Origin of the sequence: Acinetobacter lwoffii (genome assembly GCF_015602705.1) — a bacterium.
Taxonomy (GTDB): domain Bacteria; phylum Pseudomonadota; class Gammaproteobacteria; order Pseudomonadales; family Moraxellaceae; genus Acinetobacter; species Acinetobacter lwoffii_E.
Window position 1 is genome coordinate 184,159 of record NZ_CP059081.1, and the last position, 23,488, is coordinate 207,646.

Here is a 23,488-nt window from a genome sequence, read left to right on the forward strand (position 1 = left end):
ACGTGTGAGATATAGAATGAATAAAAAAATTAGTATATTATTATTTTTTGGTTTTTTTTGTATAGTGGGTGGTAATGCAAAAGTAATTGAAAGTAATAAGGCATCAAAAATAAAAGTACAGCCTTGTGGATTTGACTATGATATTGACAATTATTATTGTAAAGCTGAAAATATAAAGTTATATGAAAATAATATTGGTAAAAATGTAAATTACAATAAAAATTATACAGTTATTAAAATTGATGATGGGAAGTATATTCGACTAGCGGCTTTGAACCAAAAAACATTAATTATCTATCCCTTGAATTATAAAATTGAAAAAGAAAAATCACAAATTAAATTCTCCAGTTCCAATGGAAATTTATGTGTTACCGGTAATTTATATAGCTATCGGAATACTTATAATGATTCAAAAATATGCTTTAGAATTATAGAGGATGCATTTGTAAAAATAAGCATTGATGAAAATATAAAATATATAAGTTTATCTAACTTTAAACAAATTTTGTTGCCAAATTCTTCAGATTACTTTAATCAATGTTTGAAAATTAATTCGAAAAATAAGTGTGAGAAACTTAGTGACTCAGAAAATCATATTTATAGATTTGATGAGATAAAGAAAAACTCTCAAGAAATAGGAGATGTTTTAAATAATGAAAAAATAAAAAAACTGAATTTAGATGGTTTTAAATTTTTACCTTATTCAGAAAAATCTCAATATTTAATAGGTGAAAAATATGAAGATACAGATGAAGAGTCTTCATCTGTATATTATCTCATTAAAATAAAGCCTGATATTGAAGTTAGAAGAATTGGAAATTTTTATTCTATAGATAAAAAATTTAATTTAAGTTATAGCGATTCTTCAGGAAGTAAGAAAAATATTAAATTAGAATTATAGAAAAAAGACGGCTCTCGCCGGCTTTTTTACTTTTACCCTTCCAAAACCTCTTCCAGCAGCTCCTCACTCGGTGCAAAGTAATATGCGCCATCCAGCGGAGTTACGAAGTGCAGCAGGCGGTCATGAATTCCATCACCAGAGGTACCGAACATACGTTCTAACATAGCATCAATAATTTTCAGGTCTTTGGTGTAGGCAATAAAGAATAGACCCTGGTCACCACGTCCGTCACCATAAGGCAGAGAATGACGCAGAATTTCCATTTCTTCGCCTTCTTCATCTTCAACTACAGTACGTGCTACGTGCGCATTTTCAGGTTTGACCTCATCATCCAATTCAATAGATTCAAGCTTGGTACGACCCATAACCTGTTCCTGAGTATCAACTTTTAGCTTTTTCCATTTTTCCAGGTTATGCGCGTAACGCTGGGCAAAAATAAATGAACCATCTTGGAAAATACCTGAATCTTCACCTAATAACGCGACTTCTGCACGATCATCCAGGAATTGCGGATTTTCAGTCCCATCAATAAAGCCAGTAATGTCACGACCATCAAAATATCGGAAGCAAACCCGCTCATCCAGCACCTGAACCTGGTCCTGAATGCCTTCAAAAAAAGCCTGACTGAGCGCAAAGCAGATATCAGCACGGGCACTGGCAATATGAATCAATACATCTGCTGGAACAACCGGCATATCAAACGAACCTTGAATGGGTTCAAGCTGTTTAAAGCCTGCAGGAGCTTGATCATAAAGTTTTTCCCACAGTTCAGGACCAAAAGCTACGCCTGTTTTAATTTGTGCTTGAGGGTGTTGCGTGATCAGCCGATCACGTGAAGTAAACAGATGTTCAAGTTGTTCTTTTAATTTTTCAATACTCAAATCTTTAAGACGTAACACAATAAAGCGAGCATGATCTGAAGGAAGTGGCAAGATTACCGATTGGGCTGTCATTCATGGCTCCTGTAAGGATAGATCCTGTTTTTTAATGTACATATTGTGCCTGAAGCCAGACAGAGTGAATAGTGCAGTGCCTTATATTTAAGCAGGTTTTTAGCCTGATTTTATTGGAAAATTCATATAATATTGGGTAAGTTTTGCTGAGTTAAATATCCATGTCCTATCAAATGTGGTTTGCCTATATGTTGGCCTGCTGGGTGATTAGTGTCTCTCCGGGCGCTGGTGCAATTGCATCGATGTCGAGTGGACTGAATTATGGTTTTCGGCATGGTTACTGGAATGCGCTGGGTCTGCAACTGGCTTTACTGGTACAGATTGCAGTGGTTGCAGCAGGCGTGGGAGTTTTGTTTGCGACAACCCCATGGGCATTTTTAGTGGTGAAATGGTTTGGTGTTGGCTACCTGTTATATTTGGCAGTTTTGCAATGGAAAGCACCTGCACAGAACATCGAAATTAAACATGAATTGACGCGAAAATCGAGAGGAAAACTGGTACTGCATGGTTTCTTGGTTAATATCACTAATCCTAAAGCCATCGTATTTTTACTGGCCGTCTTGCCGCAATTTCTGGATTTGTCTAAGCCACAATGGATTCAGTATTTGATTATGGCTGCAACAATGGTGACGATTGATCTGATTGTGATGGCGGGTTATACCGGATTGGCTGCTAAAGTTTTAAGGCTACTAAAATCACCGAAACAACAAAAAGTCATGAACCGGACTTTTGCCGGTTTATTTGCAGGTGCTGCATTTTTATTGAGTTTGGTGCATCAATAACGAGTGTTTGCTCTCTCCTTAAAGGAGAGAGGCTGAATAGATCATTAGAAAATCATCATGATTTAACAGAAAGATTAATTCAGCTTTTTAAACTTCTGCACACAGAAGATCAGTGCAAATAGCACCGCCATGGTCAGGACAATGGTTAAACCTGTCGAAGTATTGAGACCTGCACTCGACCATAGGCCCACGGTCACCCCAATTTGCGCAATCACGAATGCCCAGATCACCATTTGTTTTGGTGAATGTGCAAGGAGTCGTGCAGTCAGAGCAGGGATCACCAGTAATGCCCCCATGAGTAATGAACCCACTGCTTTTAGGGCAAGCACGGTAAACAATGCCAATAACAACATAAAGATCAGGCGTTGCCATTTGGCATTTACACCTTCACTGACCGCCATGTCCGGATCAATCGCGATTTGAATCTGCGCTTGCCAGCTCTTATAGAGGACGGCTAAGGCCAGAATAATCACGATAGCAAAGGTGGGTAAGTCCGTCCAAGAAATCGTCAGTAGATCACCAAATAGATAGCTGAGAAGTTCCGGTCTTAAACTCGGTAAATGCTGAATGAACAATAATCCCGAGCAAAGCAGTGTTGCTGAACATAAGGCCAGCAAGGCATCATTCGGCAGGCGTGGGTCATGCAGTACCCACAAAATCCCGACCAATAATAAGGCAATAAAAGTGACTCCCATCCACAGCGGTAAACTTAAAGCTCCAGCAATGGCAACACCGAGTAAAGTACCGTGTGCCATGGTGTCGGCAAAGAATGACATACGCCGCCAGAGCATAAGACAGCCCAGCGGTGCAGTCAGAAATACCAATAGCGTTCCCATGATCCATGCAGGTAAAAGGAGTTGTAACCAATCCATCATGGTTTAAGCTTCCGGCTCGGGGTGGATATGAGGGCGTGAATCATGCTGACAGGGTGTGGCAGAATCGCCATGCGCGCAATGATCATGATGATGTTGATAGAATACGCGATTGGTGCCAAAAATCGCCTGATATTCAGGATGTTGCTGCACGCTTTCCGGCAGCCCGCTACAACAGATATGCTTGTTTAAGCAGACCACACGAGTCGTACCTTGCATCACCCATTGTAGGTCATGTGAAACCATCAGTACGGCACAGCCATATTTTTCCGGCAAGTTACGCACATATTCATACAGTTCAGCTTCGGACTGGATGTCTAGACCCTGCATCGGTTCATCGAGAACTAAAATGTCCGGCTGACGTAATAAGGCACGAGCCAATAGCACCCGCTGACGTTCGCCACCAGACAACTGCTGAACTTTAGAATCTTGCAGTTTACTAATACCGGTATCCCGGATAATTTCAGTTTTAATCTGGGACGGGCACTTTTCTAGTGCTAATAAATCTTTTACCCGTAGCGGTAAGCTATGTGAGGGATTGAATTTTTGCGGCACATAGGAAAATTTGAGTTTGCGCGCAGTTTTGATTTCACCCGATTGTGGTTTCAGTATGCCCAGCATGACTTTAATCAAGGTCGATTTACCAGCACCATTGGGACCAATCAGTGTGACAATTTCTTTCTCTTGTAACGAGAAATCAATGGCTTTTAAGATATCGCGCTCATCGATTTTGACCCAGATCTTGGAAAGCTGAATCAAGGGAGAGGCACTTAAGCTTTGTTGCGGCACTGCTGACAAATTCCTGAAATTTCGATAATGCTGTGATGTGCCGTGAAGTCGTCCGAGCTGGCCAGTGCATCGAGTTGATCGAGCAGGCCCTGAGCCGACGCTTCTTTCACGGCTTTACATTCGGTGCAGATTAAAAAAGCAGCCTGATGACCTTCACGCGGATGGCAACAGGGAATATAGGCATTGATCGAGGTCAGGCGATGAATCAGCCCTTTGCTTAATAAAAAATCCAGAGTGCGATACACCGTTGGTGGGGCTGCAGGACGATCACTGGCATTTTTCATTTGTGCCAGCAGATCATAGGCGCCCATCGGGCCATGCGCATTCAGAATGAGTTCCAGCACTTCTTTACGTAAAGGTGTAAGGCGTGCGCCGCTTGCTGCACAAAGACTTTCCGCTTCAGCAAGACGTTGTGCGACATTGGGATGGTCGTGCACGCCGTGCAATGCGTTGTGGTGTTCGTGCGAACAGGAACCCATAGTTCACCTCAAGTGCGAAACTGAAAATTAATAGATTTCAAATCTTAACATGAAGCGTTCTGAGTTTCGATTGGGCATAGGTATTTTTGTATTTTTGTTATATTATAACACTTCCTGTTTTTATCGTTTTTAAGTGATTTCTACTCATGTTCCGTCTTCTTGCAATCAGTCTGCTCGCATTGTTCAGTACACTCAGTTGGTCACAAAGTCTGGTGGTGTCTACGCAGCCGATCCATCTGATTGCCAAGAAAATTACCCAAGGTGTGGAACAGCCGACTTTATTGCTGGCCAACCAAAGTGGACATGATGTGAGTCTGACTCCGGCGCATCGAAAAACTATTCAGAATGCAGGTCTGGTGATCTGGCTGGGTCAGGCGCATGAAGCACCCTTGGCGAAAGTGCTGAATGAAAGTAATAAAGGTATCGCACTTTTAGACTCCGGAATTTTGACGACCTTGCCGATGCGTAATCCGCGTGGCGAGGCCTTAAAAAATACGGTAGACACGCATGTCTGGCTCGATCCGAATAATGCGGTACGGATAGGTTTCTTTATTGCGGCGCTACGTTCGCAGCAACTGCCGGAGCATCGTGAACGCTACTGGAAAAATGCCCGTGACTTTGCACAAAACATGTTTGCTACGGCCCAGCGTTATAGTTCAAGCAACAAGGCCAAACCTTATTGGTCTTATCACGATGCCTACCAGTATCTTGAGCGCCCACTCAATTTAAAATTCATGGGGGCATTGACCGATGATCCGCATGTTTCGCCAACCGTAGCCCAAATCAAGTTTTTACAGGATCATCGTCCACAGCGCAAAATGTGTCTGCTGGCCGAAGGTCATGCCAGTGAAAACCAGTACCGCAAACTCAATCCGGTACTGTTCCAGCATGTCGATGAAAGCATGAGCGGGGCAAGGGACTTTGTGCAGGCTTGGCAGCAATTGGCTACAGAAACCCAGAAATGTGTACTAAATGCACGCTAATGGTTTAAAAAATAGACAGATTTTGATTAGTTTAACAGCAGTGACCCGATTTAAAAAAACACGACTAAGGTCGGGAAAAGATTGCATGTTCAGGGGTGTAACTCTATAATGCCTGCGATTAAAAATAATCACCTGTTAAACTTGTCAAGCATGATTGCTGTGAGTGAATAAATAATGAGCCGAACTAGTCGCTTGATTGACCGACGATTAGCGAAAGCTTTGGTCCTCCTGCAAGCCTGTATGATCCCTGTTTCAGCCTTGATCGGCTGGGTCGTGAAAGACTCAACCGCAGCCTTGAGTGCAGCATTAGGTGCACTGGTATGTTGGCTCGCGACTTGTTATTTTTCGTGGCAATCGTTTCGAGCAGCAGGAGCCCGCGCGTCTAAACAAGTTCTTTCGAACATGTATAAAGGCTTGATGGGAAAGTTTGCCATTGTGATTGTTGGTTTCATTTTAATTTTAAGCAATGTTAAACCGTTGTCAGCGGTGGCGTTGTTTTGTGGTTTTATACTTGTTCAAGCCATGTCGTGGGTCGCTCCGTTTTGGGCGTCACGTCTACAAAAATGAGTATAAGCACAACAAGAAATTGAAAAGTTTTTCAGGAGCAGGCGAGATATCAAGCAGCACGCGATATTCGTTTGTTCTATTAGTTTTTTGACATTGACCAGGTGTGATTTATGGCTGCTGAAGAACATGCCCTTACTTCGACCGAGTATATCAAGCATCACTTGACCAACATGACCTATGGCAAAATGCCGGACGGTACGTGGAAATTGGCCGAGAGCGGTGCTGAAGCTCAACAGATGGGGTTCACTGCTATTCACTTGGATTCAATGGGTTGGTCTATCGGACTGGGTCTGATTTTCTGTTTGTTGTTCTGGTTGGTTGCGAAAGCGGCTAATGCTGGTGTTCCTACCAAGTTCCAGTCTGCAATTGAAATGATTATCGAGTTTGTAGATTCAAGTGTACGTGATACCTTCCATGGGAAGTCTCGATTAATTGCACCCTTAGCATTAACCATTTTCGTGTGGATTTTCCTCATGAACTTGATGGATTTGATCCCTGTTGACTTTATTCCTTATGTAGCTCAACACGCGATTGCTTCTATGCTGGGTGTAGACCCTCATCAGGTTTACTTTAAAATTGTTCCGACTACAGATCCAAACATTACCCTCGGTATGTCTATTTCTGTATTCTTCTTAATTATTTTCTATAGTATTCGTGAGAAAGGTGTTGGCGGCTTCGTTGGTGAGTTAGCACTGAACCCATTTAACCCAAGTAATCCAGTTGCTAAAGTGCTTTTAATTCCATTCAACTTATTGTTGGAATTGACTACTTTCTTGGCGCGACCAGTTTCATTGGCTCTACGACTGTTCGGTAACATGTATGCGGGTGAGTTAATCTTCATTCTTATCGCGTTATTACCGTTCTGGATCCAGTGGGCGTTGTCTGTGCCTTGGGCGATTTTCCACATTTTGATTATTACGCTACAAGCATTCATTTTCATGATGTTGACTATCGTGTACATGAGTATGGCAAGCGAAAAGCATTAATGGTATTGCCTAACTGTCAACGGATGGTTGGGCACACAATTTTTTAACTTAATTTGGTATAAAACCTAACCTCTGAGGAATTATCATGGAACTCACTTTAGGTCTAGTTGCAATTGCATCTGCTATCTTGATCGCTTTCGGTGCTTTAGGTACTGCGATTGGTTTTGGTCTTCTAGGCGGCCGTTTCCTTGAAGCTGTAGCTCGTCAACCAGAATTGGCTCCACAACTTCAAACTCGTATGTTCTTAATCGCGGGTCTTCTTGATGCTGTGCCTATGATCGGTGTTGGTATTGGCTTGTTCTTCATCTTCGCTAATCCATTTGTAGGTTAATCAGCTTAATTCCGAAATTCACTATTTGAGGAATTTGCAATGAATATCAACCTCACATTGTTTGGCCAAGCGATTGCGTTTGCGATTTTTGTCGCATTCTGCATGAAGTTTGTATGGCCACCACTAATCAATGCGATTAGTGAACGTCAGCGTAAAATCGCTGATGGCTTAAATGCTGCTGAAAAAGCGAAGGCTGACCTTGCAGATGCGCAAGCACAAGTGAAAGCTGAGTTAGACGCGGCAAAAGCACAAGCGGCTCAATTGATCGAACAAGCGAACCGTCGTGGTGCACAATTGATCGAAGAAGCGCGTACCCAAGCTGCGGCTGAAGGTGAGCGTATTCGTCAACAGGCTAAAGAAGCTGTTGATACTGAAATCAATGCTGCTCGCGAAGAATTGCGTCAACAAGTGGCTGCTCTTGCAGTAACTGGTGCTGAGAAAATTCTTAGCCAGCAAGTTGATGCAGAAGCTCACAATGCCATGCTGACTCAGCTGGCTGCTAAACTTTAAGAGAGGCGGATTATGGCTGAACTCTTGACGTTGGCACGCCCATACGCTAAAGCAGCATTTGCTTACGCTTCTGAGCAAAGTGCAACTGACTCTTGGTCAACAGCACTTGAATTGCTCAGTGCTGCGGTGCAAGACGAAGCATTTTCAGCTTATCTAAATCGCCCTGAGCTTACACCTGCTGAGCAGGTGGCTCTTTTTGCGAAAGTTTTAGGTGAAGACCAAACTGCAGCAGTGTCTAACTTCCTGACATTGCTTGCAGAGAATAACCGTTTGGTTCTTCTTCCTGAGATTGCAGCAGAATATGAGCAGCTTAAATCACAGAATAACAATACTGTGGATGTTGTGATTGAATCAGCATTCCCATTGACTTCTGTACAGGAACAACTTCTTACTCACGCATTAGAGAAAAAATTCGAAGCGGCGGTAAATGTTTCTGTAGAAGTTAACCCAGCGCTGATTGCTGGTGTAGTTATTCGTGCAGGCGACCAAGTGATAGATGATTCTGCGCTTAACAAGCTTGAAAAAATGCGTACTCGTCTTCTTGCTTAATTGCATTTAGAAGACTGAACTTTAAAAAGATTGAGGTATAGCGCAATGCAACAACTGAATCCATCCGAGATCAGTGCGCTCATTAAACAGCGTATCGGCGATCTGGACACCAGCGCAACCGCTAAGAACGAAGGAACCATTGTTATGGTTTCCGACGGTATTGTGCGTATTCACGGCTTAGCTGACGCTATGTACGGTGAAATGATCGAATTCGACGGCGGCCTTTACGGTATGGCACTGAACCTAGAACAGGATTCAGTGGGCGTCGTTGTTTTAGGTAACTACTTAAGCCTTCAAGAAGGTCAAAAAGCGCGTTGCACAGGTCGTGTATTAGAAGTTCCGGTTGGTCCAGAACTTTTAGGCCGTGTAGTAGATGCTTTGGGTAACCCGATTGATGGTAAAGGCCCTATTGATGCAAAATTAACTGATGCTGTTGAAAAAGTAGCACCAGGCGTAATTTGGCGTCAATCAGTGGATCAACCTGTACAAACTGGTTATAAATCAGTAGATACAATGATCCCTGTAGGCCGTGGTCAACGTGAGTTGATCATTGGTGACCGTCAAACTGGTAAAACAGCAATGGCGATCGACGCGATCATCGCTCAGAAAAACTCTGGCATTAAATGTGTATACGTAGCAATCGGTCAAAAACAATCGACTATCGCTAACGTGGTACGCAAGCTAGAAGAAACTGGCGCTATGGCGTATACAACTGTTGTAGCTGCAGCTGCAGCTGATCCAGCAGCAATGCTGTATTTAGCTCCGTATTCTGGCTGTACAATGGGCGAATACTTCCGTGACCGCGGTGAAGATGCGTTAATCATTTATGATGACTTGTCTAAGCAAGCTGTTGCTTACCGTCAAATTTCATTGCTTTTACGCCGTCCACCAGGTCGTGAAGCGTATCCAGGTGACGTGTTCTATCTACACTCGCGTCTACTTGAACGTGCTTCTCGTGTATCTGCTGACTACGTTGAGAAATTCACTAACGGTGAAGTTAAAGGCCAAACTGGTTCATTAACTGCATTGCCGATTATTGAAACTCAAGCGGGTGACGTATCTGCATTCGTACCAACCAACGTAATTTCGATTACTGATGGTCAGATCTTCCTTGAAACATCATTATTCAACGCAGGTATTCGTCCTGCTGTGAACGCGGGTATCTCTGTATCTCGTGTTGGTGGTTCAGCGCAAACTAAGATCATCAAGAAATTGTCTGGTGGTATCCGTACTGCTTTGGCGCAATACCGTGAATTGGCAGCATTTGCTCAGTTCGCTTCTGATCTTGACGAAGCAACTCGTAAGCAACTTGAACATGGTCAACGTGTAACTGAGTTAATGAAGCAAAAACAATATGCTCCATACTCAATTGCTGACCAAGCTGTTTCAATTTATGCATCTAACGAAGGCTACATGGCTGACGTAGACGTTAAGAAAATCGTAGACTTTGATGCTGCGTTAATTTCTTACTTCCGTTCAGAACATGCTGCGTTAATGCAACAAATCGATGCCTCTGGTGATTACAACAAAGACATCGAAGCTGCAATCAAAGCAGGTATTGAAAGCTTTAAAGCGACTCAAACTTACTAATTTCAACCTCTGTTGAATTTAGTGTCGGTTTGGTTCACGGAATCAACCTTCGGAAGCTCGCAAGGGCTTTCGAATACTAGGTTAAGCGTATGGCAAATTTAAAAGAAATTCGCGCCAAAGTAGCTAGTATCAAGAGCACGCAGAAGATTACTCGAGCGATGCAAATGGTAGCAGCTTCTAAGATGCGTCGTGCGCAAGAGCGCATGGCTCAAGGCCGTCCGTATGCCGAAAATATGCACCGTGTAATTGCTCATTTGGTCCAAGCGAATCCTGAATACAAACACCGTTATATGGTTGAACGCCCGGTTAAGCGCGTTGGCTATATCATTGTGTCTTCAGATCGTGGCCTTGCTGGTGGTTTGAACATTAACCTGTTCAAGAAAGTGGTTAAACACGTTCAACAGCAACAAGAGCAGTCAATTGAAGTTCAATTTGCTTTAATTGGTCAAAAAGCGGTTTCGTTTTTTAAAAACTACGGCGGTAAAGTGCTTGGTGCGACGACGCAAGTCGGCGATGCCCCAAGTCTTGAGCAGTTATCTGGTTCTGTACAGGTGATGTTGGACGCTTATGATAAAGGCGAGTTAGATCGTATTTATCTAGTGTCAAACGGCTTTGTCAATGCCATGACTCAAAATCAAAAGATCGAACAACTTGTTCCTTTGGCTGCTGCTGAAGAAGACAAGAATCTGAACCGTCAATACGGTTGGGATTACATCTACGAGCCTGAAGCTGAAGAGCTTTTAAATGGCTTGTTGGTTCGCTATATCGAGTCTGTGGTGTATCAAGGTGTGATTGAAAACATCGCATGTGAGCAGTCTGCACGTATGGTCGCTATGAAAGCAGCGACAGACAACGCAGGCGAGATCATTAAGAGCCTGCAACTTATTTATAACAAGCTGCGTCAAGCCGCGATTACTCAGGAAATTTCTGAGATCGTTGGTGGTGCCGCTGCCGTTTAACATTATTTTGAATTGAGGAGACAGCAATGAATAGCGGTCGTATCATTCAGATCATCGGCGCGGTTATCGACGTCGAGTTTGAACGCAACAGCGTTCCTAAGATCTATGACGCTCTCCAAGTAGATGGTACTGAAACTACTTTAGAAGTTCAGCAACAGCTTGGTGATGGCGTAGTTCGTACTATTGCAATGGGTTCTACTGAAGGCCTTAAGCGTGGTTTGAACGTAACTAACACTAACGCGCCGATTTCTGTACCAGTAGGTACAGCGACTCTAGGCCGTATCATGGACGTTCTTGGTCGCCCAATCGACGAAGCTGGTCCTGTTGCGACTGAAGCGCGTTTACCAATTCACCGTCAAGCGCCTTCTTATGCAGAACAAGCGGCTTCTACTGACCTTTTAGAAACTGGTATTAAAGTCATCGACTTACTTTGCCCGTTCGCGAAAGGTGGTAAAGTTGGTCTGTTCGGTGGTGCCGGTGTTGGTAAAACTGTAAACATGATGGAGTTGATCAACAACATCGCGAAAGCTCACTCAGGTTTATCTGTGTTTGCTGGTGTTGGTGAGCGTACTCGTGAAGGTAACGACTTCTATCACGAAATGAAAGATTCTAACGTTCTAGACAAAGTAGCAATGGTCTACGGTCAGATGAACGAGCCACCGGGTAACCGTTTACGCGTAGCGTTGACTGGTCTTACTATGGCTGAATATTTCCGTGACGAGAAAGACGAAAACGGTAAAGGCCGTGACGTACTATTGTTCGTAGATAACATCTATCGTTATACACTAGCGGGTACTGAAGTATCAGCACTTCTAGGTCGTATGCCATCTGCAGTAGGTTACCAGCCTACACTTGCAGAAGAGATGGGTGTTCTTCAAGAACGTATTACATCGACTAAGTCTGGTTCTATTACGTCAATCCAAGCGGTATACGTACCTGCCGATGACTTAACAGATCCATCGCCTGCTACAACGTTTGCTCACTTAGACGCAACTGTTGTATTGAGCCGTGACATCGCATCTTCTGGTATTTACCCAGCGATCGATCCACTAGACTCAACTTCACGCCAGTTAGATCCGTTAGTTGTTGGTCAAGAGCATTATGAAATTGCACGTTCTGTACAGAACGTATTGCAACGTTATAAAGAGCTTAAAGACATCATCGCGATTCTTGGTATGGACGAGCTTGCTGAAGAAGATAAACTGGTTGTTTACCGTGCGCGTAAAATCCAGCGTTTCTTCTCTCAACCGTTCCACGTAGCTGAAGTATTTACTGGTGCTCCTGGTAAATTAGTATCTCTTAAAGAAACGATTCGTGGCTTTAAAGGTCTTCTAGCTGGTGAATACGATCACATCCCAGAACAAGCGTTCTACATGGTTGGTGGTATTGACGAAGTTATTGCTAAAGCCGAGAAACTTTAATTAGCTACTCTAATTTAGGAGATTCTCATGGCGACTATGCAATGTGATGTTGTAAGTGTTCAGGAGTCTTTGTACTCAGGCACTATAACTATGCTAATTGCAAAAGGTGCTGGCGGTGAGTTGGGTATTATGCCTGGCCATGCTCCGTTGGTAACTTTGCTCCAACCTGGCGCGATCCGCGTTATTTTGGAAAACGGTACAGAAGAGTTGATCTATGTATCTGGTGGTGTTCTAGAAGTTCAACCGCATGTTGTTACGGTTCTTGCAGATACTGCAGTCCGTGCAGAAAACTTAGATGAAGCAGCTATTGTTGAAGCGCGTAAACACGCTGAAGCATTGCTTGCGAATCAAAAGAGCGATTTGGACTCTGCTGCTGCTTTGGCTGCTCTTGCAGAAACTGCTGCACAGTTGGAAACGATCCGCAAAATCAAAAACCGCGCTCAATAAGAGACGGTTTGAGATTGAAAAAACCACCCGAAAGGGTGGTTTTTTTATGGGAGAAAATTTCTGATATTATTTGTAATAGATATAAAGCTATCAGATGCAGCCAAGGTCGTACTAACGATTACTAAATATTCTTTCCACGCTTTGCTATTTTCAGATTTTAGAAAATCTTCATATTTTTTATTTGTAAAAGCATGACCTATTGATTCTTCGAGTACTTCGATAAGTCCTTCATTACCATATATTTGGTAGTAATCCAAAGCTTCGAGAATTTTTCTTAATTTTTTTATTAAAAATGCTTTAACATGATCATCTATCAATGAGTTTTGAACCAAATCTTGAAGTAAAAGATTGGTATTTTCTTTAATTTTTAATATAGATTCACTAGCCAATTTTTCATTTTGACCATTAACCAATTTCCAAAGACGAATCTGTGAACCTATAAAATTCTTGGTCGATGGAAAAAGTTTATTGGCTATATTATAAAAATCGTGAGCATTGCTTAAATCAGCCATTAATAAAGAAATTAGATCTTTGATCCATGTTTTATCCAGTAAATCCATACCATGATCAGCTTCTATGAATTCGGCAACATCATATACATTTTGTGCTAATTTTATTCTTAAAAGATTTAGATCATTATAATCAGATATTTCTAACCCTCTAGCCATGCATTCAAAAGGACTCTCTTTCTTTTGTTTTACAATTAGTTCAATTCTACAAAGAAAATCGAAAATAATTTGAGGTTTATTCATTTTTAATAATTTGGTTATTTAGTTATATAATATCTTACCTATGAAACGCAGTATTTCAATAAAACAATTTATTGAGTGTTTTCTAATTTATTCCCTAGTTTTTATTGTATTTAATCTCTTATAAATAGAATTACTTTTTTAATTTGTACCACTCAATATAACTTTTACCTGCTCTCAGTAATGTTTTGAACCAATCTGTAAGCAGACAGACGCCATAAAAAAATCAATGATAAGTTAAATAATTCGAACAGATACTCGCTTGTTATAACTTGATGCGATTGGGTTTTGAACGGGCGAAACTTATAATTGAAAAAGGGAAAATCATGGCTTATCAATCTATTAATCCATTTACCAATCAAAAATTGAAAGACTATCCATCCCATAGCGATCAAGATATTCAAAATGCACTCGATACAGCAGAACAAATCCTAAAGTCAGACTGGTCACAACAGGTCGATACTCGTATTGAAGTACTGCGCAAATTGGCCAGCAATATGCGAGAGCAAAAATCTGAACTCGCTAAACTCATGACGCTGGATATGGGTAAACTGATCAAGCAGAGTGAAGGTGAAATCGAAACCTGCGCCAAAATTGCCGAATACTATGCTGATCATGCCAAAGAATTTTTAGCGCCCGTGTCCTATGAAACGGAACTGGGTGAGGCCTGGGTTGAGCATCATCCACTGGGTATTATCATGGCGGTGGAACCGTGGAATTTCCCATTTTATCAACTGATGCGCGTCTTTGCGCCGAACTGTGCGATTGGTAATCCGGTTCTGGCAAAACATGCTGGCATTGTACCGCAATGTGCGGAAGCCTTTGAACAACTAGTCTTGGATGCAGGCGCACCCAAAGGTGTCTGGACCAATCTGTTTATCAGCAGTGATCAGGTTGCTGAAGTAATTGCAGACAAGCGTGTGCGTGGTGTGGCATTGACAGGTTCAGAAGGTGCGGGCAGTGCTGTGGCTGAACAGGCCGGGAAACATCTTAAAAAATCAACGCTGGAACTGGGCGGTAATGATGTATTCATCGTGCTCGATGATACAGATTTGGAACGCGCGATCAAGTTAGGCTGTCAGGCGCGGGTCAATAATGCCGGGCAGGTGTGTACGGCGGCGAAACGATTTATTCTGCATGAAAAAATTGCCGAAAAATTCAAAGCCGGTATGCTGAAAGCTTTTGAACAGTTAAAACTGGGTGATCCGCTCGATCCTGAAACGACGTTAGGACCGCTGTCTTCAAAAGACGCGCTAGAAAAACTCAGCAAACAGGTTGATAAGGCAGTAGCACAAGGTGCGACCGTAGTCACTGGCGGCAAAGCTGTAGAATATCAAGGTAATTTCTATGCACCGACTATTCTGGAAAATATCACGCGTGAAAATGAAGCCTGGTATGAAGAATTCTTTGGTCCGGTAGCACAAATTTATGTGGCCAAGGATGATGATGAAATTGTCGAAATTGCCAATGATTCTAATTATGGCTTAGGTGGCGTGATTCATTCACAGGATATCGAGCGCGCTAAAAAACTGGCGTCACGGGTAGAAACTGGCATGATCTGGATCAACTGGTTTACTGACACCACGCCCGAATTGCCATTTGGTGGAATCAAAAATTCCGGTTATGGGCATGAACTGTCGATTGATGGTTTTAGAGAGTTTGTGCAGAAGAAACTGGTCGTCGTCAAAAGCCCGAAAAAATAATATGAGCTGATCCGATATCAAATAAGCCACTATTCAGTGGCTTATTTGTCTGGATATTCTTCACGTTTGCCACCTTCATAACTGGCAAAACGTGGGTGTTCTGGTGGAAATGACGGTTCAGCACTTGGCCAAGGCCAGCCACCAAACTGGGTTTCACGATAACGACGAAAAGCAGTATCTAGCTCTTGTGCACTATTCAGCACAAAAGGCCCATGCATAGCAACCGGTGCACCGATCGGTTCACCCTCCAGCCATAAAATATGCGATTCTAGTAGGCCGCCTTTGAGGTGGATATCCTGATCTGGTTTCAGTTCTACCAGATGCTTGACCTGTATTTTTTGTCCTTCCAGCTCCAGTCTTTTGCCTTGATAGAAATAACAAAACCGCGTTGCACTCGCAGTGCTTGCCGGAATAATCAGCTCTGCCTCAGGCGCAAGCGTGATCATATAAATATTAACCCTGTTTTCAACGGGTGCTGCCCAGGAATGTGCTGGACGGTCCAGTGCTTCAGTTGTTTTAAACTGCCCTGAAATGACCCGGATCTCCGCTTTACGTCCGGCCGCATCGGCTGAAAATACATGTGGAATCTGTTCACGCCACAACATTTTATAATCGGCCGGCTGCTTTTTCTGTTCCGGTGAGGAATTCAGCCAGATTTGAAAAAGCTCCAGAGGATTGTCCTGATCCTGATGGACTAAGGGAAACATCTCGCAATGCCGCACCCCATTGCCGGTAGTCAGCCATTGCACATCACCTGCACCATAACGTCCCGAGTTTCCCAGCGAGTCAAAATGATCGACATAACCGCGCTCGACAATGGTAATGGTTTCAAAACCTGTATGCGGATGCTCCGGAAAGCCAGGAATACTCTCGCCATAATACATGTCATATTCATGCTGCTGTGGCGGGGAAACTGGGCCTAATTTAGAATTGCCTTGCGGATAATGATCTTGATGATGAACGGTAAAAATAAAAGGATCTTTCAGATCAAGCCGGGATGTGACTGGAACCACAGAATACAGCACTGAATTCGACATGATTGAACTCCTGATGATCCGATTGGATGAAAATTCTTGATCTAAATGTAATTTTTATAATCCATAACAGTGTATAGCCTGCAAGGCGACTGAGGAAGACGTATTTCGATCAATCACCTTAAATATGATTTTGAATATTTTAAGTATTGTCCTGATCAGTATTGTTCTCTGCTTCCTGATCTGGATTCTGGATCAGCAAGCCGGCCAGTTTGACCATTTCGGATTGCACATTAACCATCTGCGATTCAATCTTTTTCAAGTTCACTTGGCTGAAATCCACCTGACCATTTAAGAGGGGAGAAGCCAGAACTTGCTGATTAGCGGTCATAATGTTGTCACGAATCTGGTCAATTTCCTGACTTTTCAAGTTCAGGTTGCTCAACACCTGATTAAAACTGCTGAGTTGCTGTTGAAGCTGGGTCGCAGTGGACTGCAGTTGCTGGGTATCCTTGGCTTCGACCGCCGTTTGCAGTTCGGTCTGGGTCTGTTTTAACTGTTCCACATAACTGCCGGCCTTGAGCTGCAAGTCGGCGACATCACGAACCATATAAAACATATTGCCCGATTTAAGCTCGGTTTGCGCTGTTGAGCTCTGTTGCTGAGAGGCTGGTTCCAGATCTGAGGTCGTGGTATCTGCCTGTTCAGCCGGTGCTTCGACAGCCTGTTCACAGCCCATCAGTAAAATTCCAGAGCTAAATAATGCGAAAGGAAGGACAGCATTGGCAAGAATCTTGGACATGGAATCAGGGTCTCGATACAGGTGATGGAATTTGAGTAGTATTTAATATAAGGACAAACTATGGAGATAAAAAAGATTGTTGCAAACTCATAACAATTCTTCTGGGTTGCGAACGTTGCTCTATTCAAAAACAAGAAAAAGATTATTAAAAGCTGGTAAAGAAGTACTTTGCTCTCACCAAATTGGCTTGTTTGGCCTGCAATCACTTTGAAAATGTTTTTAGGTGAATTTTAATGCAATTAAATAATCGTTTTTAAATAAAAAAAATAAGTATCTATCAAAAAATAGATACTTATTTCAAGCTTGAAGCTTATGAGAATAATCGAGAATTATTTTGCAAGTTCTGCGTTCACTGCATCGACAATCCGTGGATCATCCGCAGTAATATCCGGTGCAAAACGTGCCACCACTTCACCATTTTTATTGATCAGGAATTTTTCAAAGTTCCATAGTACTTCTGGTGGCTGGTTTGGCGTTAGGCCATAATCGACCAGATCTTTCCACCAAGGGCCTTCACCGATGCGTTCCGGGATCGCTTGCGTAAGGGTGGTATATAAAGGATGCTTGTCTTCGCCCGCGACAGAGATTTTAGCAAATAGCGGGAAGTCGACTTTATAATTTACTGAACAGAATTCCTGAATCTCGGCTTCGCTACCGGGTTCCTGTTCCAAAAAGTTATTGGCAGGGAAGCCCAGAATTTCCAGACCTTCCGCTTTTTTGTCCTGATACAGTTTTTGTAAGCCTTCATATTGCGGCGTCAGGCCACATTTAGATGCGACGTTAACCACCAGTAAAACCTTACCTTGGTACTGGTTTAAAGTGGTTTCTGTTCCGTCAATGGTTTTGACTGGAATGTCATATACAGAGCGAGTCATTAGATTTCCTGTTTATTGCTACTGAACGGTATTTGTTTTAACGGGTATTCGCTTTCAGTACAAGTAGAAACAGGTGAGCTTAGTTACTTAAAGCTGCAAATTGCCTCAATATTATGTGAAAAATCTATTATGCTAGGATGCGCGAATAGGCATAGCTTAATAACAAGACCAGCGAATCATGGATGAAAGTATGACACAGCAACAAAAGGCAGTCTGGTGGGCCATGGCCTTACCACTGGCCGCAGTTTTGATTTGGTCTCTGAATATGACGGTTACCCGTTATGTGGCAGATTATATTTCTCCCATCAGTATCAGTTTTTATCGCTGGGCCTTGGCCTTGCTGATTTTAACTCCATTCATGTTGCCCAAAGTCAAAGCAGCGTGGCCGCAGATTCGTCCGCATCTCGGACATTTTGCCATTTTGAGTGCGCTGGGAATGGTGCTGTATCAGGGGCTGGCTTATAGCTCGGCACACTACACTACTGCCACCAACATGGGCCTGATCAATGCCTTTATTCCTATTTTTACCATTATCGTGGGTATTTTTGTTTTAAAGATTCGCCCGACACAGGCTGCAGTGCTGGGAAGTCTCTTGTCCTTTATTGGTTTGATGTATGTCATGGCACAAGGGCAGGGCCTGCAGTTTTTAACTGTCGGTGAAAGTTATATTGGCGATCTGTTGATGTTGATCGCAGTATTTTTCTATGCCTGTTATGGCGTGTTTCTGAAGAAATGGCAGATTCAGATTCCACTCTTAGTGAGCCTGTATATCCAGATTTTTATGGCCTTTCTCTATCATATTCCTTTGGTATTGATTTTAGGTCTGGACAGCATCAATCACGCTAATGCAGCCAGCATTATCTATGCCGGAATTTTCCCTTCTATTGCCGCGCCGTTATTCTGGATGATGGCTGTGCAGCAACTTGGTCCCAATCGCAGTAGTATTTTTATGAACCTGATGCCGATCTTTACCGCGGTAGTCGCATATTTGTGGTTAGGTGAAGCCTGGACCATGTATCACAGTATCGGCGGTGGCATCATTTTACTCGGAATCCTCTGGGCTCAATATCCCGGAAGATCTGCTTAATCAGGAATTAAAAGAGCTGATTAAGCATTTTTTCTGATTAAATATTGAGCGGTTGATCAAAACTTTTTTAATTGAAATCCCCTTTTAAATGCTAATTTTCAAATGTTAAAACAAATAGAAAAATATCGTTTTATTTTAAAAAGAGAATAGAAAGAGCAAGATATTTTGAATATTGGTTAAAAATTGTTTGCTATTAATAGAAAATATGTATTATTTGATTGTTTTATTGTACTTGTTGTTGTATTCAGTTTCTTTCATAATGCGCCCATCGAGAATGATCAAGCAAGAAAATCCTTGTTTTATCAGACTCCCAGAGATTTTCTGAACCCTCTGGATGTGATTTATGCACATCCTTTTTTATGCTCAGCCATCCCTATATGGCTGAGCTTTTTTTTGTCTTAAAACTTTAGTCGGGCTTGAGTGTCCCGACTAAATCAGACAGGACTCAGTCACGAATAACTACGCCAGTCACTGCATCGATAATCCGGCTTGGTTGCTGACTTAAACCGAGGTCACCATTCAGATAATTCAGGTTCTGGGCAAAATAGCGGATCGCATCCTGCAGTGAGCGGGCAGGTTCCATACCGGCAGGGTTGGCACTGGTAGAAACGATAAAACCGCCAAAGGCCTGACACAATGCGACACAGAGCGGGTGAGTGGTCACGCGGACGGCTACTTTAGGATGATGACCTTTAATCCAGTCAGGAATGTCTTTATTTGCAGGAAGTAACCAGGTGGTCGCGCGATCAGCAGGCTTGTCATTGCTCCAGGATTCAATCACTTTTTCACGCATTTCTTCAGTTAAATCCTGCAACAGATGTTCTACCTGTGAAAGATGAGCTGCCAGCAGAATCACGCCTTTTTCAATCGGGCGCTGTTTTAATTCTAAAATCTGATGAAATGCCTGTTCATTATAGGGGTCGCAACCCAAGCCCCAAACAGCCTCTGTAGGATATGCCAAGACTTGTCCGTCTTTAAGCCATGCTGCTGCTTCGGCAACAGAGGTAGTGATCATGTGGATACCTTATATTAAACAACAAAGCGCTATTGTGAACCTTATTTAAGAATCCGACAACGTAGATACAGGCCGGCTTGCTGGGTGCAAAAACCGAGTAATTCCAGTTCCATCAGTTGACTGGTCAAGGCAGATACTTCTTGCTGCACCTGCGTTCCCAGCTGATCCAGAGTCTGTCCCACCCAGTCCAGCTGGTTATATAGACTAAGAAGATGTGGTGGGATCTGTTGTGATTCTGCTGCAGCGACTTCCAGTTTGGGAGTATTTTCCAAAGCCTGCCATTGCGTCGCCAGTGCCAGTTCTTCGATGACCTGCTGCGGGTGATCAATCAGAATTGCACCTTCACGAATCAGTTGATGGCAGCCCTGATGATGCTCGCTGTAAATATGTCCCGGAATGGCGAATGTGGTCTTGCCTTGTTCCGCTGCCCATTGTGCGGTCAGCAATGAACCGCTTTTCAAGGCGGCTTCTGCCACAATCACCCCGAGGCTTAAGCCACTGACAATTCGGTTACGCCGTGGAAAATGCTGCTGTAAGGGGGGAGTAAATGGCAAAAACTCAGTAATGACCGTACCTCCATGTTCGATGATTTGCTGACGTAGTGTTTGATGGGCGGCAGGGTAGGTCTGTTCAATGCCTGTGCCCATCACTGCAATCGTTCGCCGATGTTGTAATGCGGCCTGATGTGCTGCTTCATCAATCCCTTGTGCCAGGCCACTATTAATATAAAAACCCTGTTCACTCAAATAAAAAGCAAAGTCATAAGCGACTTGCCGGCCGTGCAGACTTGGCTTGCGACTCCCCACAATCGCGATTTGCGGTTGCAGCAATTGATCTGCATACCCTTGCCCGAACAGGATTGGCGGCTTATGCGCATAATGGCTCAATTGCTGTGGATATTCGGCATCTGTATGTAAAAGCACAAAGTCACTGTGCAACTGGATCTGCTCAAGACTGCGCTGAAAATGGAGCTGCGACTCACTTGACTGGAAATCTTGCAGGCGCTGAATGTGGTTTTTATGAATGCCCAACTTACGCCAGGTTTCGGTTTGAGAACCATCAATTGCATGGGCGAGGTCTGCATAATGCTGACTGATTTTATAAAAGCTGCTGAGGGAGTGTTGCAGTAAATACCACAGCGTAATGGCATGGATTTGCGCTGTCGACAATGTATTCAACATGGTGAGACCTATTTCGGTGTCTTCTTATTATGGGTATGAGTTCAAACAAGAGGGATGATGCCGATCAATCCACATCATCCCGTTTAAAAGCTTAGTCTTCTAATAGTGGCGGCTGAATGTTGGCACCAACCTTGATTGGTAATTCACTTTCCAGCACATAAGCGTAGCTCAATTGATCGAAGGTTTTAAATACCATGACCTGACCAATACGCTCGCCCGGTAATTGCACCCGTTCTTTGGTTTTAGGATCAGTTACCACTTCACCTTTTTGATTCACGCTAAAGACATGTCCAGTCTGAACCCCATGTACCGTACCACGGTCAATGGTAACGACACTATGACGTGCTGCTGTACCAATTGACCCCAATACACGCACAATCTGACCACCGGCAGCAATATTTTCTGCATTGGTCGGATAGAACAGAGTCGGTAACATTGGATCGTATTCAGGTAAGACACGATCACCGCGACGTACTTCAGCATTGTAACTATCTGTCAGTTCAAGTGTGGTCACATCACCTTCGCCACGAACTGCAATACCAGATGCCACCTGTTGCAGCTCCAGTGCAGCCGTATATTTCTTGCCGTTTGCATCCGTAAATACATACGGTTCCGCTTCACGATACACCGCATAGCGTTGGCCAACTACCAGACCGTGACCACGTGCATAAACTTTCTGGCCTTTGCCAGCCAGTACGCGCTGATCTGCAGTTCCGAGAATGTAGGGTGTGCCCTGAACTGAATCAGGTGCCAGAAGGGTATAGCGTTCCAGCCACTGCTTGATATGCTCAAGCGGAATCACTGGAATGGTATTATTTAAAGATTCAACCCGAATCTGGGGTTGCAGAGAAGTACTGCCAAGATAGCGGCTGATAATACCTTCACAACCATCACCTTCGTCTTTACCAATAATTGGACGGCCCTGGTAATCGCACATTAACAGGCGGTCACCCGGGAAAATCCAGTGTGGATTTTTCACGTGCTTATTGCTGGCCCAGATTTCCGGCCAACGTACCGGATTTTTCAGGAAACGTTTCGAGATGTCCCAAAGCGTATCGCCTTTTTTCACCACATAAACGTTCGGTGCATTGGCTTTTAATGCCGGTGGATTGACGTTGCGTGCAGGTGCTGCCTCGGCAGAATGAATGGTCCCCATACTGACGCCTACACAAACGGCAAGTGCCAGCATCTGATTTTTAAACCCCAAGGCACTAAAAAATGGCATGCCCTTCAAAACCTTTTTCATTATCATAATTCCTAAAATTATGTGCGTAGTTGCGTTATAATAACGATCTTACACACATTTTTTTGATGAAGCATTCCCTTCATTTGGTTTTTTGATCAATGGCATAATTGAGGACGCAGTATGGCCTTATTACCTATTTTAAGTTTCCCGGATCCCCGTCTTCGTACCATTGCACAACCTGTCGAAGAAGTGACTGATGAAATTCGTCAGCTCGCTGCGGATATGTTTGAAACCATGTATGAAGCACCAGGTATCGGACTTGCCGCGACTCAGGTGGATCGTCATATTCAGCTGATTGTTATGGATCTGTCTGAAAATAAAGATCAACCGATGGTGTTTATTAACCCCAAAATCACACCATTGACTGAAGAAACGCAGCCCTACGAAGAAGGCTGTCTATCAGTTCCTCAAATATACGATAAAGTTGATCGTCCGTCACGCGTAAAAATTGAGGCAATTAATCTGGAAGGTCAAGCATTTGAGCTCGATGCTGACGGACTTCTCGCTGTGTGTATCCAACATGAAATGGATCACTTAAATGGCAAATTATTTGTCGATTATTTATCGCCATTAAAACGTCAACGTGCACGTGAAAAAGTGGAAAAACTGGTCCGCCAGCGTAATAAAGACAAAGTGGCAGTGAAACGCTAGGATCATTTTAAAGTTTATTTAAATGGTATAGCAAAGCCCAATTCTGATTGGGCTTTGCTATAATCAACATAAGCATATTTTAGGAA

Annotated in this window: 26 protein-coding genes; 15 read left to right on the forward strand and 11 right to left on the reverse strand. The window is 43.2% G+C overall.

Annotation, left to right across the window (positions count from 1 at the left end; genetic code table 11):
* The first annotated feature begins 16 nt into the window (after positions 1–16).
* On the forward strand, positions 17–901 hold the full coding sequence (locus tag H0S56_RS00785) for a hypothetical protein (protein WP_180038379.1): 885 nt from the start codon (positions 17–19) through the stop codon (positions 899–901).
* A gap of 32 nt (positions 902–933) precedes the next feature.
* On the opposite strand, the gene H0S56_RS00790 is transcribed toward H0S56_RS00785, so the two are convergent.
* Entirely contained in the window at positions 934–1,854 is a 921-nt protein-coding gene (locus H0S56_RS00790; protein ID WP_195725441.1) for a Dyp-type peroxidase, read from the reverse strand.
* A gap of 161 nt (positions 1,855–2,015) precedes the next feature.
* Between H0S56_RS00790 and H0S56_RS00795 the strand changes: the two genes are divergently transcribed.
* A complete protein-coding gene (locus H0S56_RS00795) occupies positions 2,016–2,636 on the forward strand; it encodes a LysE family transporter (RefSeq protein WP_004644856.1) in 621 nt (206 codons plus the stop codon).
* 74 nt (positions 2,637–2,710) lie between these two features.
* On the opposite strand, the gene znuB is transcribed toward H0S56_RS00795, so the two are convergent.
* Genes znuB through H0S56_RS00810 form a run of 3 tightly spaced genes read right to left on the reverse strand, consistent with a single transcriptional unit; the run spans position 2,711 to position 4,776 of the window.
* Entirely contained in the window at positions 2,711–3,511 is an 801-nt protein-coding gene (gene znuB / locus H0S56_RS00800) for a zinc ABC transporter permease subunit ZnuB (protein WP_004280978.1), read from the reverse strand.
* Positions 3,512–3,514: 3 nt separating this feature from the next.
* Entirely contained in the window at positions 3,515–4,297 is a 783-nt protein-coding gene (znuC, locus tag H0S56_RS00805; RefSeq protein WP_005105130.1) for a zinc ABC transporter ATP-binding protein ZnuC, read from the reverse strand.
* Positions 4,279–4,776 (reverse strand): transcriptional repressor, encoded by a 498-nt coding sequence (locus tag H0S56_RS00810; RefSeq protein WP_004280980.1) that lies wholly within the window; start codon positions 4,774–4,776, stop codon positions 4,279–4,281. The genes znuC and H0S56_RS00810 overlap by 19 nt, the downstream gene beginning before the upstream one ends.
* 146 nt (positions 4,777–4,922) lie before the next feature.
* Here H0S56_RS00810 and H0S56_RS00815 point away from each other — a divergent pair, with 146 nt between their 5' ends.
* The 10 genes from H0S56_RS00815 (at position 4,923) to H0S56_RS00860 (ending at position 13,119) form a co-directional block, all read left to right on the forward strand.
* Positions 4,923–5,759, forward strand: coding sequence for a metal ABC transporter solute-binding protein, Zn/Mn family (locus H0S56_RS00815; protein ID WP_005105131.1), 837 nt, complete (start codon positions 4,923–4,925; stop codon positions 5,757–5,759).
* Between the two features lie 174 nt (positions 5,760–5,933).
* Positions 5,934–6,326 (forward strand): ATP synthase subunit I, encoded by a 393-nt coding sequence (locus tag H0S56_RS00820; RefSeq protein ID WP_004280982.1) that lies wholly within the window; start codon positions 5,934–5,936, stop codon positions 6,324–6,326.
* Between the two features lie 110 nt (positions 6,327–6,436).
* Entirely contained in the window at positions 6,437–7,312 is an 876-nt protein-coding gene (gene atpB, locus H0S56_RS00825) for a F0F1 ATP synthase subunit A (RefSeq protein WP_004644859.1), read from the forward strand.
* Between the two features lie 85 nt (positions 7,313–7,397).
* The gene (atpE, locus tag H0S56_RS00830) at positions 7,398–7,643 is read left to right on the forward strand and encodes a F0F1 ATP synthase subunit C (protein WP_000424060.1); all 246 of its coding nucleotides are present in this window, start codon (positions 7,398–7,400) and stop codon (positions 7,641–7,643) included.
* Positions 7,644–7,682: 39 nt separating this feature from the next.
* On the forward strand, positions 7,683–8,153 hold the full coding sequence (locus H0S56_RS00835) for a F0F1 ATP synthase subunit B (RefSeq protein WP_004280990.1): 471 nt from the start codon (positions 7,683–7,685) through the stop codon (positions 8,151–8,153).
* Positions 8,154–8,165: 12 nt separating this feature from the next.
* Positions 8,166–8,702, forward strand: coding sequence for a F0F1 ATP synthase subunit delta (locus H0S56_RS00840; protein ID WP_004644860.1), 537 nt, complete (start codon positions 8,166–8,168; stop codon positions 8,700–8,702).
* A 45-nt stretch (positions 8,703–8,747) separates the two neighbouring features.
* Positions 8,748–10,292, forward strand: coding sequence for a F0F1 ATP synthase subunit alpha (gene atpA / locus H0S56_RS00845; protein ID WP_004644861.1), 1,545 nt, complete (start codon positions 8,748–8,750; stop codon positions 10,290–10,292).
* An 89-nt stretch (positions 10,293–10,381) separates the two neighbouring features.
* Positions 10,382–11,251: a F0F1 ATP synthase subunit gamma gene (atpG, locus tag H0S56_RS00850; protein ID WP_004644862.1), complete on the forward strand. Its 870-nt coding sequence runs from the start codon at positions 10,382–10,384 to the stop codon at positions 11,249–11,251.
* Positions 11,252–11,277: 26 nt separating this feature from the next.
* On the forward strand, positions 11,278–12,672 hold the full coding sequence (gene atpD / locus H0S56_RS00855) for a F0F1 ATP synthase subunit beta (RefSeq protein ID WP_004644863.1): 1,395 nt from the start codon (positions 11,278–11,280) through the stop codon (positions 12,670–12,672).
* Between the two features lie 27 nt (positions 12,673–12,699).
* Entirely contained in the window at positions 12,700–13,119 is a 420-nt protein-coding gene (locus tag H0S56_RS00860; protein WP_004644865.1) for a F0F1 ATP synthase subunit epsilon, read from the forward strand.
* 44 nt (positions 13,120–13,163) lie between these two features.
* Here the strand turns inward: H0S56_RS00860 and H0S56_RS00865 are convergent, their stop codons facing one another.
* On the reverse strand, positions 13,164–13,871 hold the full coding sequence (locus H0S56_RS00865; RefSeq protein ID WP_195725442.1) for a hypothetical protein: 708 nt from the start codon (positions 13,869–13,871) through the stop codon (positions 13,164–13,166).
* Between the two features lie 323 nt (positions 13,872–14,194).
* Between H0S56_RS00865 and H0S56_RS00870 the strand changes: the two genes are divergently transcribed.
* Complete coding sequence (locus H0S56_RS00870) at positions 14,195–15,571, forward strand: NAD-dependent succinate-semialdehyde dehydrogenase (protein WP_195725443.1); 1,377 nt, start codon at positions 14,195–14,197, stop codon at positions 15,569–15,571.
* 41 nt (positions 15,572–15,612) lie between these two features.
* Here the strand turns inward: H0S56_RS00870 and H0S56_RS00875 are convergent, their stop codons facing one another.
* The 3 genes from H0S56_RS00875 to H0S56_RS00885 form a co-directional block, all read right to left on the reverse strand.
* Positions 15,613–16,608, reverse strand: a complete 996-nt coding sequence (locus tag H0S56_RS00875; RefSeq protein WP_195725444.1) for a pirin family protein — start codon at positions 16,606–16,608, stop codon at positions 15,613–15,615.
* Between the two features lie 139 nt (positions 16,609–16,747).
* Positions 16,748–17,347: a hypothetical protein gene (locus H0S56_RS00880; protein ID WP_195725445.1), complete on the reverse strand. Its 600-nt coding sequence runs from the start codon at positions 17,345–17,347 to the stop codon at positions 16,748–16,750.
* A gap of 329 nt (positions 17,348–17,676) precedes the next feature.
* Positions 17,677–18,222, reverse strand: coding sequence for a glutathione peroxidase (locus tag H0S56_RS00885; protein ID WP_195725446.1), 546 nt, complete (start codon positions 18,220–18,222; stop codon positions 17,677–17,679).
* A gap of 190 nt (positions 18,223–18,412) precedes the next feature.
* Here H0S56_RS00885 and H0S56_RS00890 point away from each other — a divergent pair, with 190 nt between their 5' ends.
* Positions 18,413–19,309: a DMT family transporter gene (locus H0S56_RS00890; protein ID WP_195725447.1), complete on the forward strand. Its 897-nt coding sequence runs from the start codon at positions 18,413–18,415 to the stop codon at positions 19,307–19,309.
* A gap of 445 nt (positions 19,310–19,754) precedes the next feature.
* Here the strand turns inward: H0S56_RS00890 and H0S56_RS00895 are convergent, their stop codons facing one another.
* From H0S56_RS00895 to H0S56_RS00905, 3 genes are all read right to left on the reverse strand, one after another.
* A complete protein-coding gene (locus H0S56_RS00895) occupies positions 19,755–20,324 on the reverse strand; it encodes an L-threonylcarbamoyladenylate synthase (RefSeq protein ID WP_195725448.1) in 570 nt (189 codons plus the stop codon).
* A 41-nt stretch (positions 20,325–20,365) separates the two neighbouring features.
* Positions 20,366–21,505 carry a DNA-processing protein DprA gene (gene dprA, locus H0S56_RS00900; protein WP_071850174.1) on the reverse strand — a complete coding sequence of 380 codons (1,140 nt, stop codon included), beginning with the start codon at positions 21,503–21,505 and terminating at the stop codon, positions 20,366–20,368.
* A gap of 91 nt (positions 21,506–21,596) precedes the next feature.
* A complete protein-coding gene (locus H0S56_RS00905; RefSeq protein ID WP_195725449.1) occupies positions 21,597–22,751 on the reverse strand; it encodes a LysM peptidoglycan-binding domain-containing protein in 1,155 nt (384 codons plus the stop codon).
* 120 nt (positions 22,752–22,871) lie between these two features.
* Here H0S56_RS00905 and def point away from each other — a divergent pair, with 120 nt between their 5' ends.
* A complete protein-coding gene (gene def / locus H0S56_RS00910) occupies positions 22,872–23,402 on the forward strand; it encodes a peptide deformylase (protein ID WP_004644875.1) in 531 nt (176 codons plus the stop codon).
* The last annotated feature ends 86 nt before the right edge of the window (positions 23,403–23,488 follow it).

Coding starts and splice junctions, on each gene's coding strand:
- H0S56_RS00840 (WP_004644860.1), top strand. CDS start 8,166: ATGGCTGAACTCTTGACGTTGGCACGCCCATACGCTAAAGCAGCATTT.
- atpB (WP_004644859.1), top strand. CDS start 6,437: ATGGCTGCTGAAGAACATGCCCTTACTTCGACCGAGTATATCAAGCAT.
- H0S56_RS00790 (WP_195725441.1), bottom strand. CDS start 1,854: ATGACAGCCCAATCGGTAATCTTGCCACTTCCTTCAGATCATGCTCGC.
- H0S56_RS00810 (WP_004280980.1), bottom strand. CDS start 4,776: ATGGGTTCCTGTTCGCACGAACACCACAACGCATTGCACGGCGTGCAC.
- H0S56_RS00815 (WP_005105131.1), top strand. CDS start 4,923: ATGTTCCGTCTTCTTGCAATCAGTCTGCTCGCATTGTTCAGTACACTC.
- dprA (WP_071850174.1), bottom strand. CDS start 21,505: ATGTTGAATACATTGTCGACAGCGCAAATCCATGCCATTACGCTGTGG.
- H0S56_RS00785 (WP_180038379.1), top strand. CDS start 17: ATGAATAAAAAAATTAGTATATTATTATTTTTTGGTTTTTTTTGTATA.
- H0S56_RS00880 (WP_195725445.1), bottom strand. CDS start 17,347: ATGTCCAAGATTCTTGCCAATGCTGTCCTTCCTTTCGCATTATTTAGC.
- znuB (WP_004280978.1), bottom strand. CDS start 3,511: ATGATGGATTGGTTACAACTCCTTTTACCTGCATGGATCATGGGAACG.
- atpA (WP_004644861.1), top strand. CDS start 8,748: ATGCAACAACTGAATCCATCCGAGATCAGTGCGCTCATTAAACAGCGT.
- atpG (WP_004644862.1), top strand. CDS start 10,382: ATGGCAAATTTAAAAGAAATTCGCGCCAAAGTAGCTAGTATCAAGAGC.
- H0S56_RS00905 (WP_195725449.1), bottom strand. CDS start 22,751: ATGAAAAAGGTTTTGAAGGGCATGCCATTTTTTAGTGCCTTGGGGTTT.
- H0S56_RS00835 (WP_004280990.1), top strand. CDS start 7,683: ATGAATATCAACCTCACATTGTTTGGCCAAGCGATTGCGTTTGCGATT.
- atpD (WP_004644863.1), top strand. CDS start 11,278: ATGAATAGCGGTCGTATCATTCAGATCATCGGCGCGGTTATCGACGTC.
- H0S56_RS00875 (WP_195725444.1), bottom strand. CDS start 16,608: ATGTCGAATTCAGTGCTGTATTCTGTGGTTCCAGTCACATCCCGGCTT.
- H0S56_RS00860 (WP_004644865.1), top strand. CDS start 12,700: ATGGCGACTATGCAATGTGATGTTGTAAGTGTTCAGGAGTCTTTGTAC.
- H0S56_RS00895 (WP_195725448.1), bottom strand. CDS start 20,324: ATGATCACTACCTCTGTTGCCGAAGCAGCAGCATGGCTTAAAGACGGA.
- H0S56_RS00890 (WP_195725447.1), top strand. CDS start 18,413: ATGACACAGCAACAAAAGGCAGTCTGGTGGGCCATGGCCTTACCACTG.
- H0S56_RS00885 (WP_195725446.1), bottom strand. CDS start 18,222: ATGACTCGCTCTGTATATGACATTCCAGTCAAAACCATTGACGGAACA.
- def (WP_004644875.1), top strand. CDS start 22,872: ATGGCCTTATTACCTATTTTAAGTTTCCCGGATCCCCGTCTTCGTACC.
- atpE (WP_000424060.1), top strand. CDS start 7,398: ATGGAACTCACTTTAGGTCTAGTTGCAATTGCATCTGCTATCTTGATC.
- H0S56_RS00870 (WP_195725443.1), top strand. CDS start 14,195: ATGGCTTATCAATCTATTAATCCATTTACCAATCAAAAATTGAAAGAC.
- H0S56_RS00820 (WP_004280982.1), top strand. CDS start 5,934: ATGAGCCGAACTAGTCGCTTGATTGACCGACGATTAGCGAAAGCTTTG.
- H0S56_RS00795 (WP_004644856.1), top strand. CDS start 2,016: ATGTCCTATCAAATGTGGTTTGCCTATATGTTGGCCTGCTGGGTGATT.
- H0S56_RS00865 (WP_195725442.1), bottom strand. CDS start 13,871: ATGAATAAACCTCAAATTATTTTCGATTTTCTTTGTAGAATTGAACTA.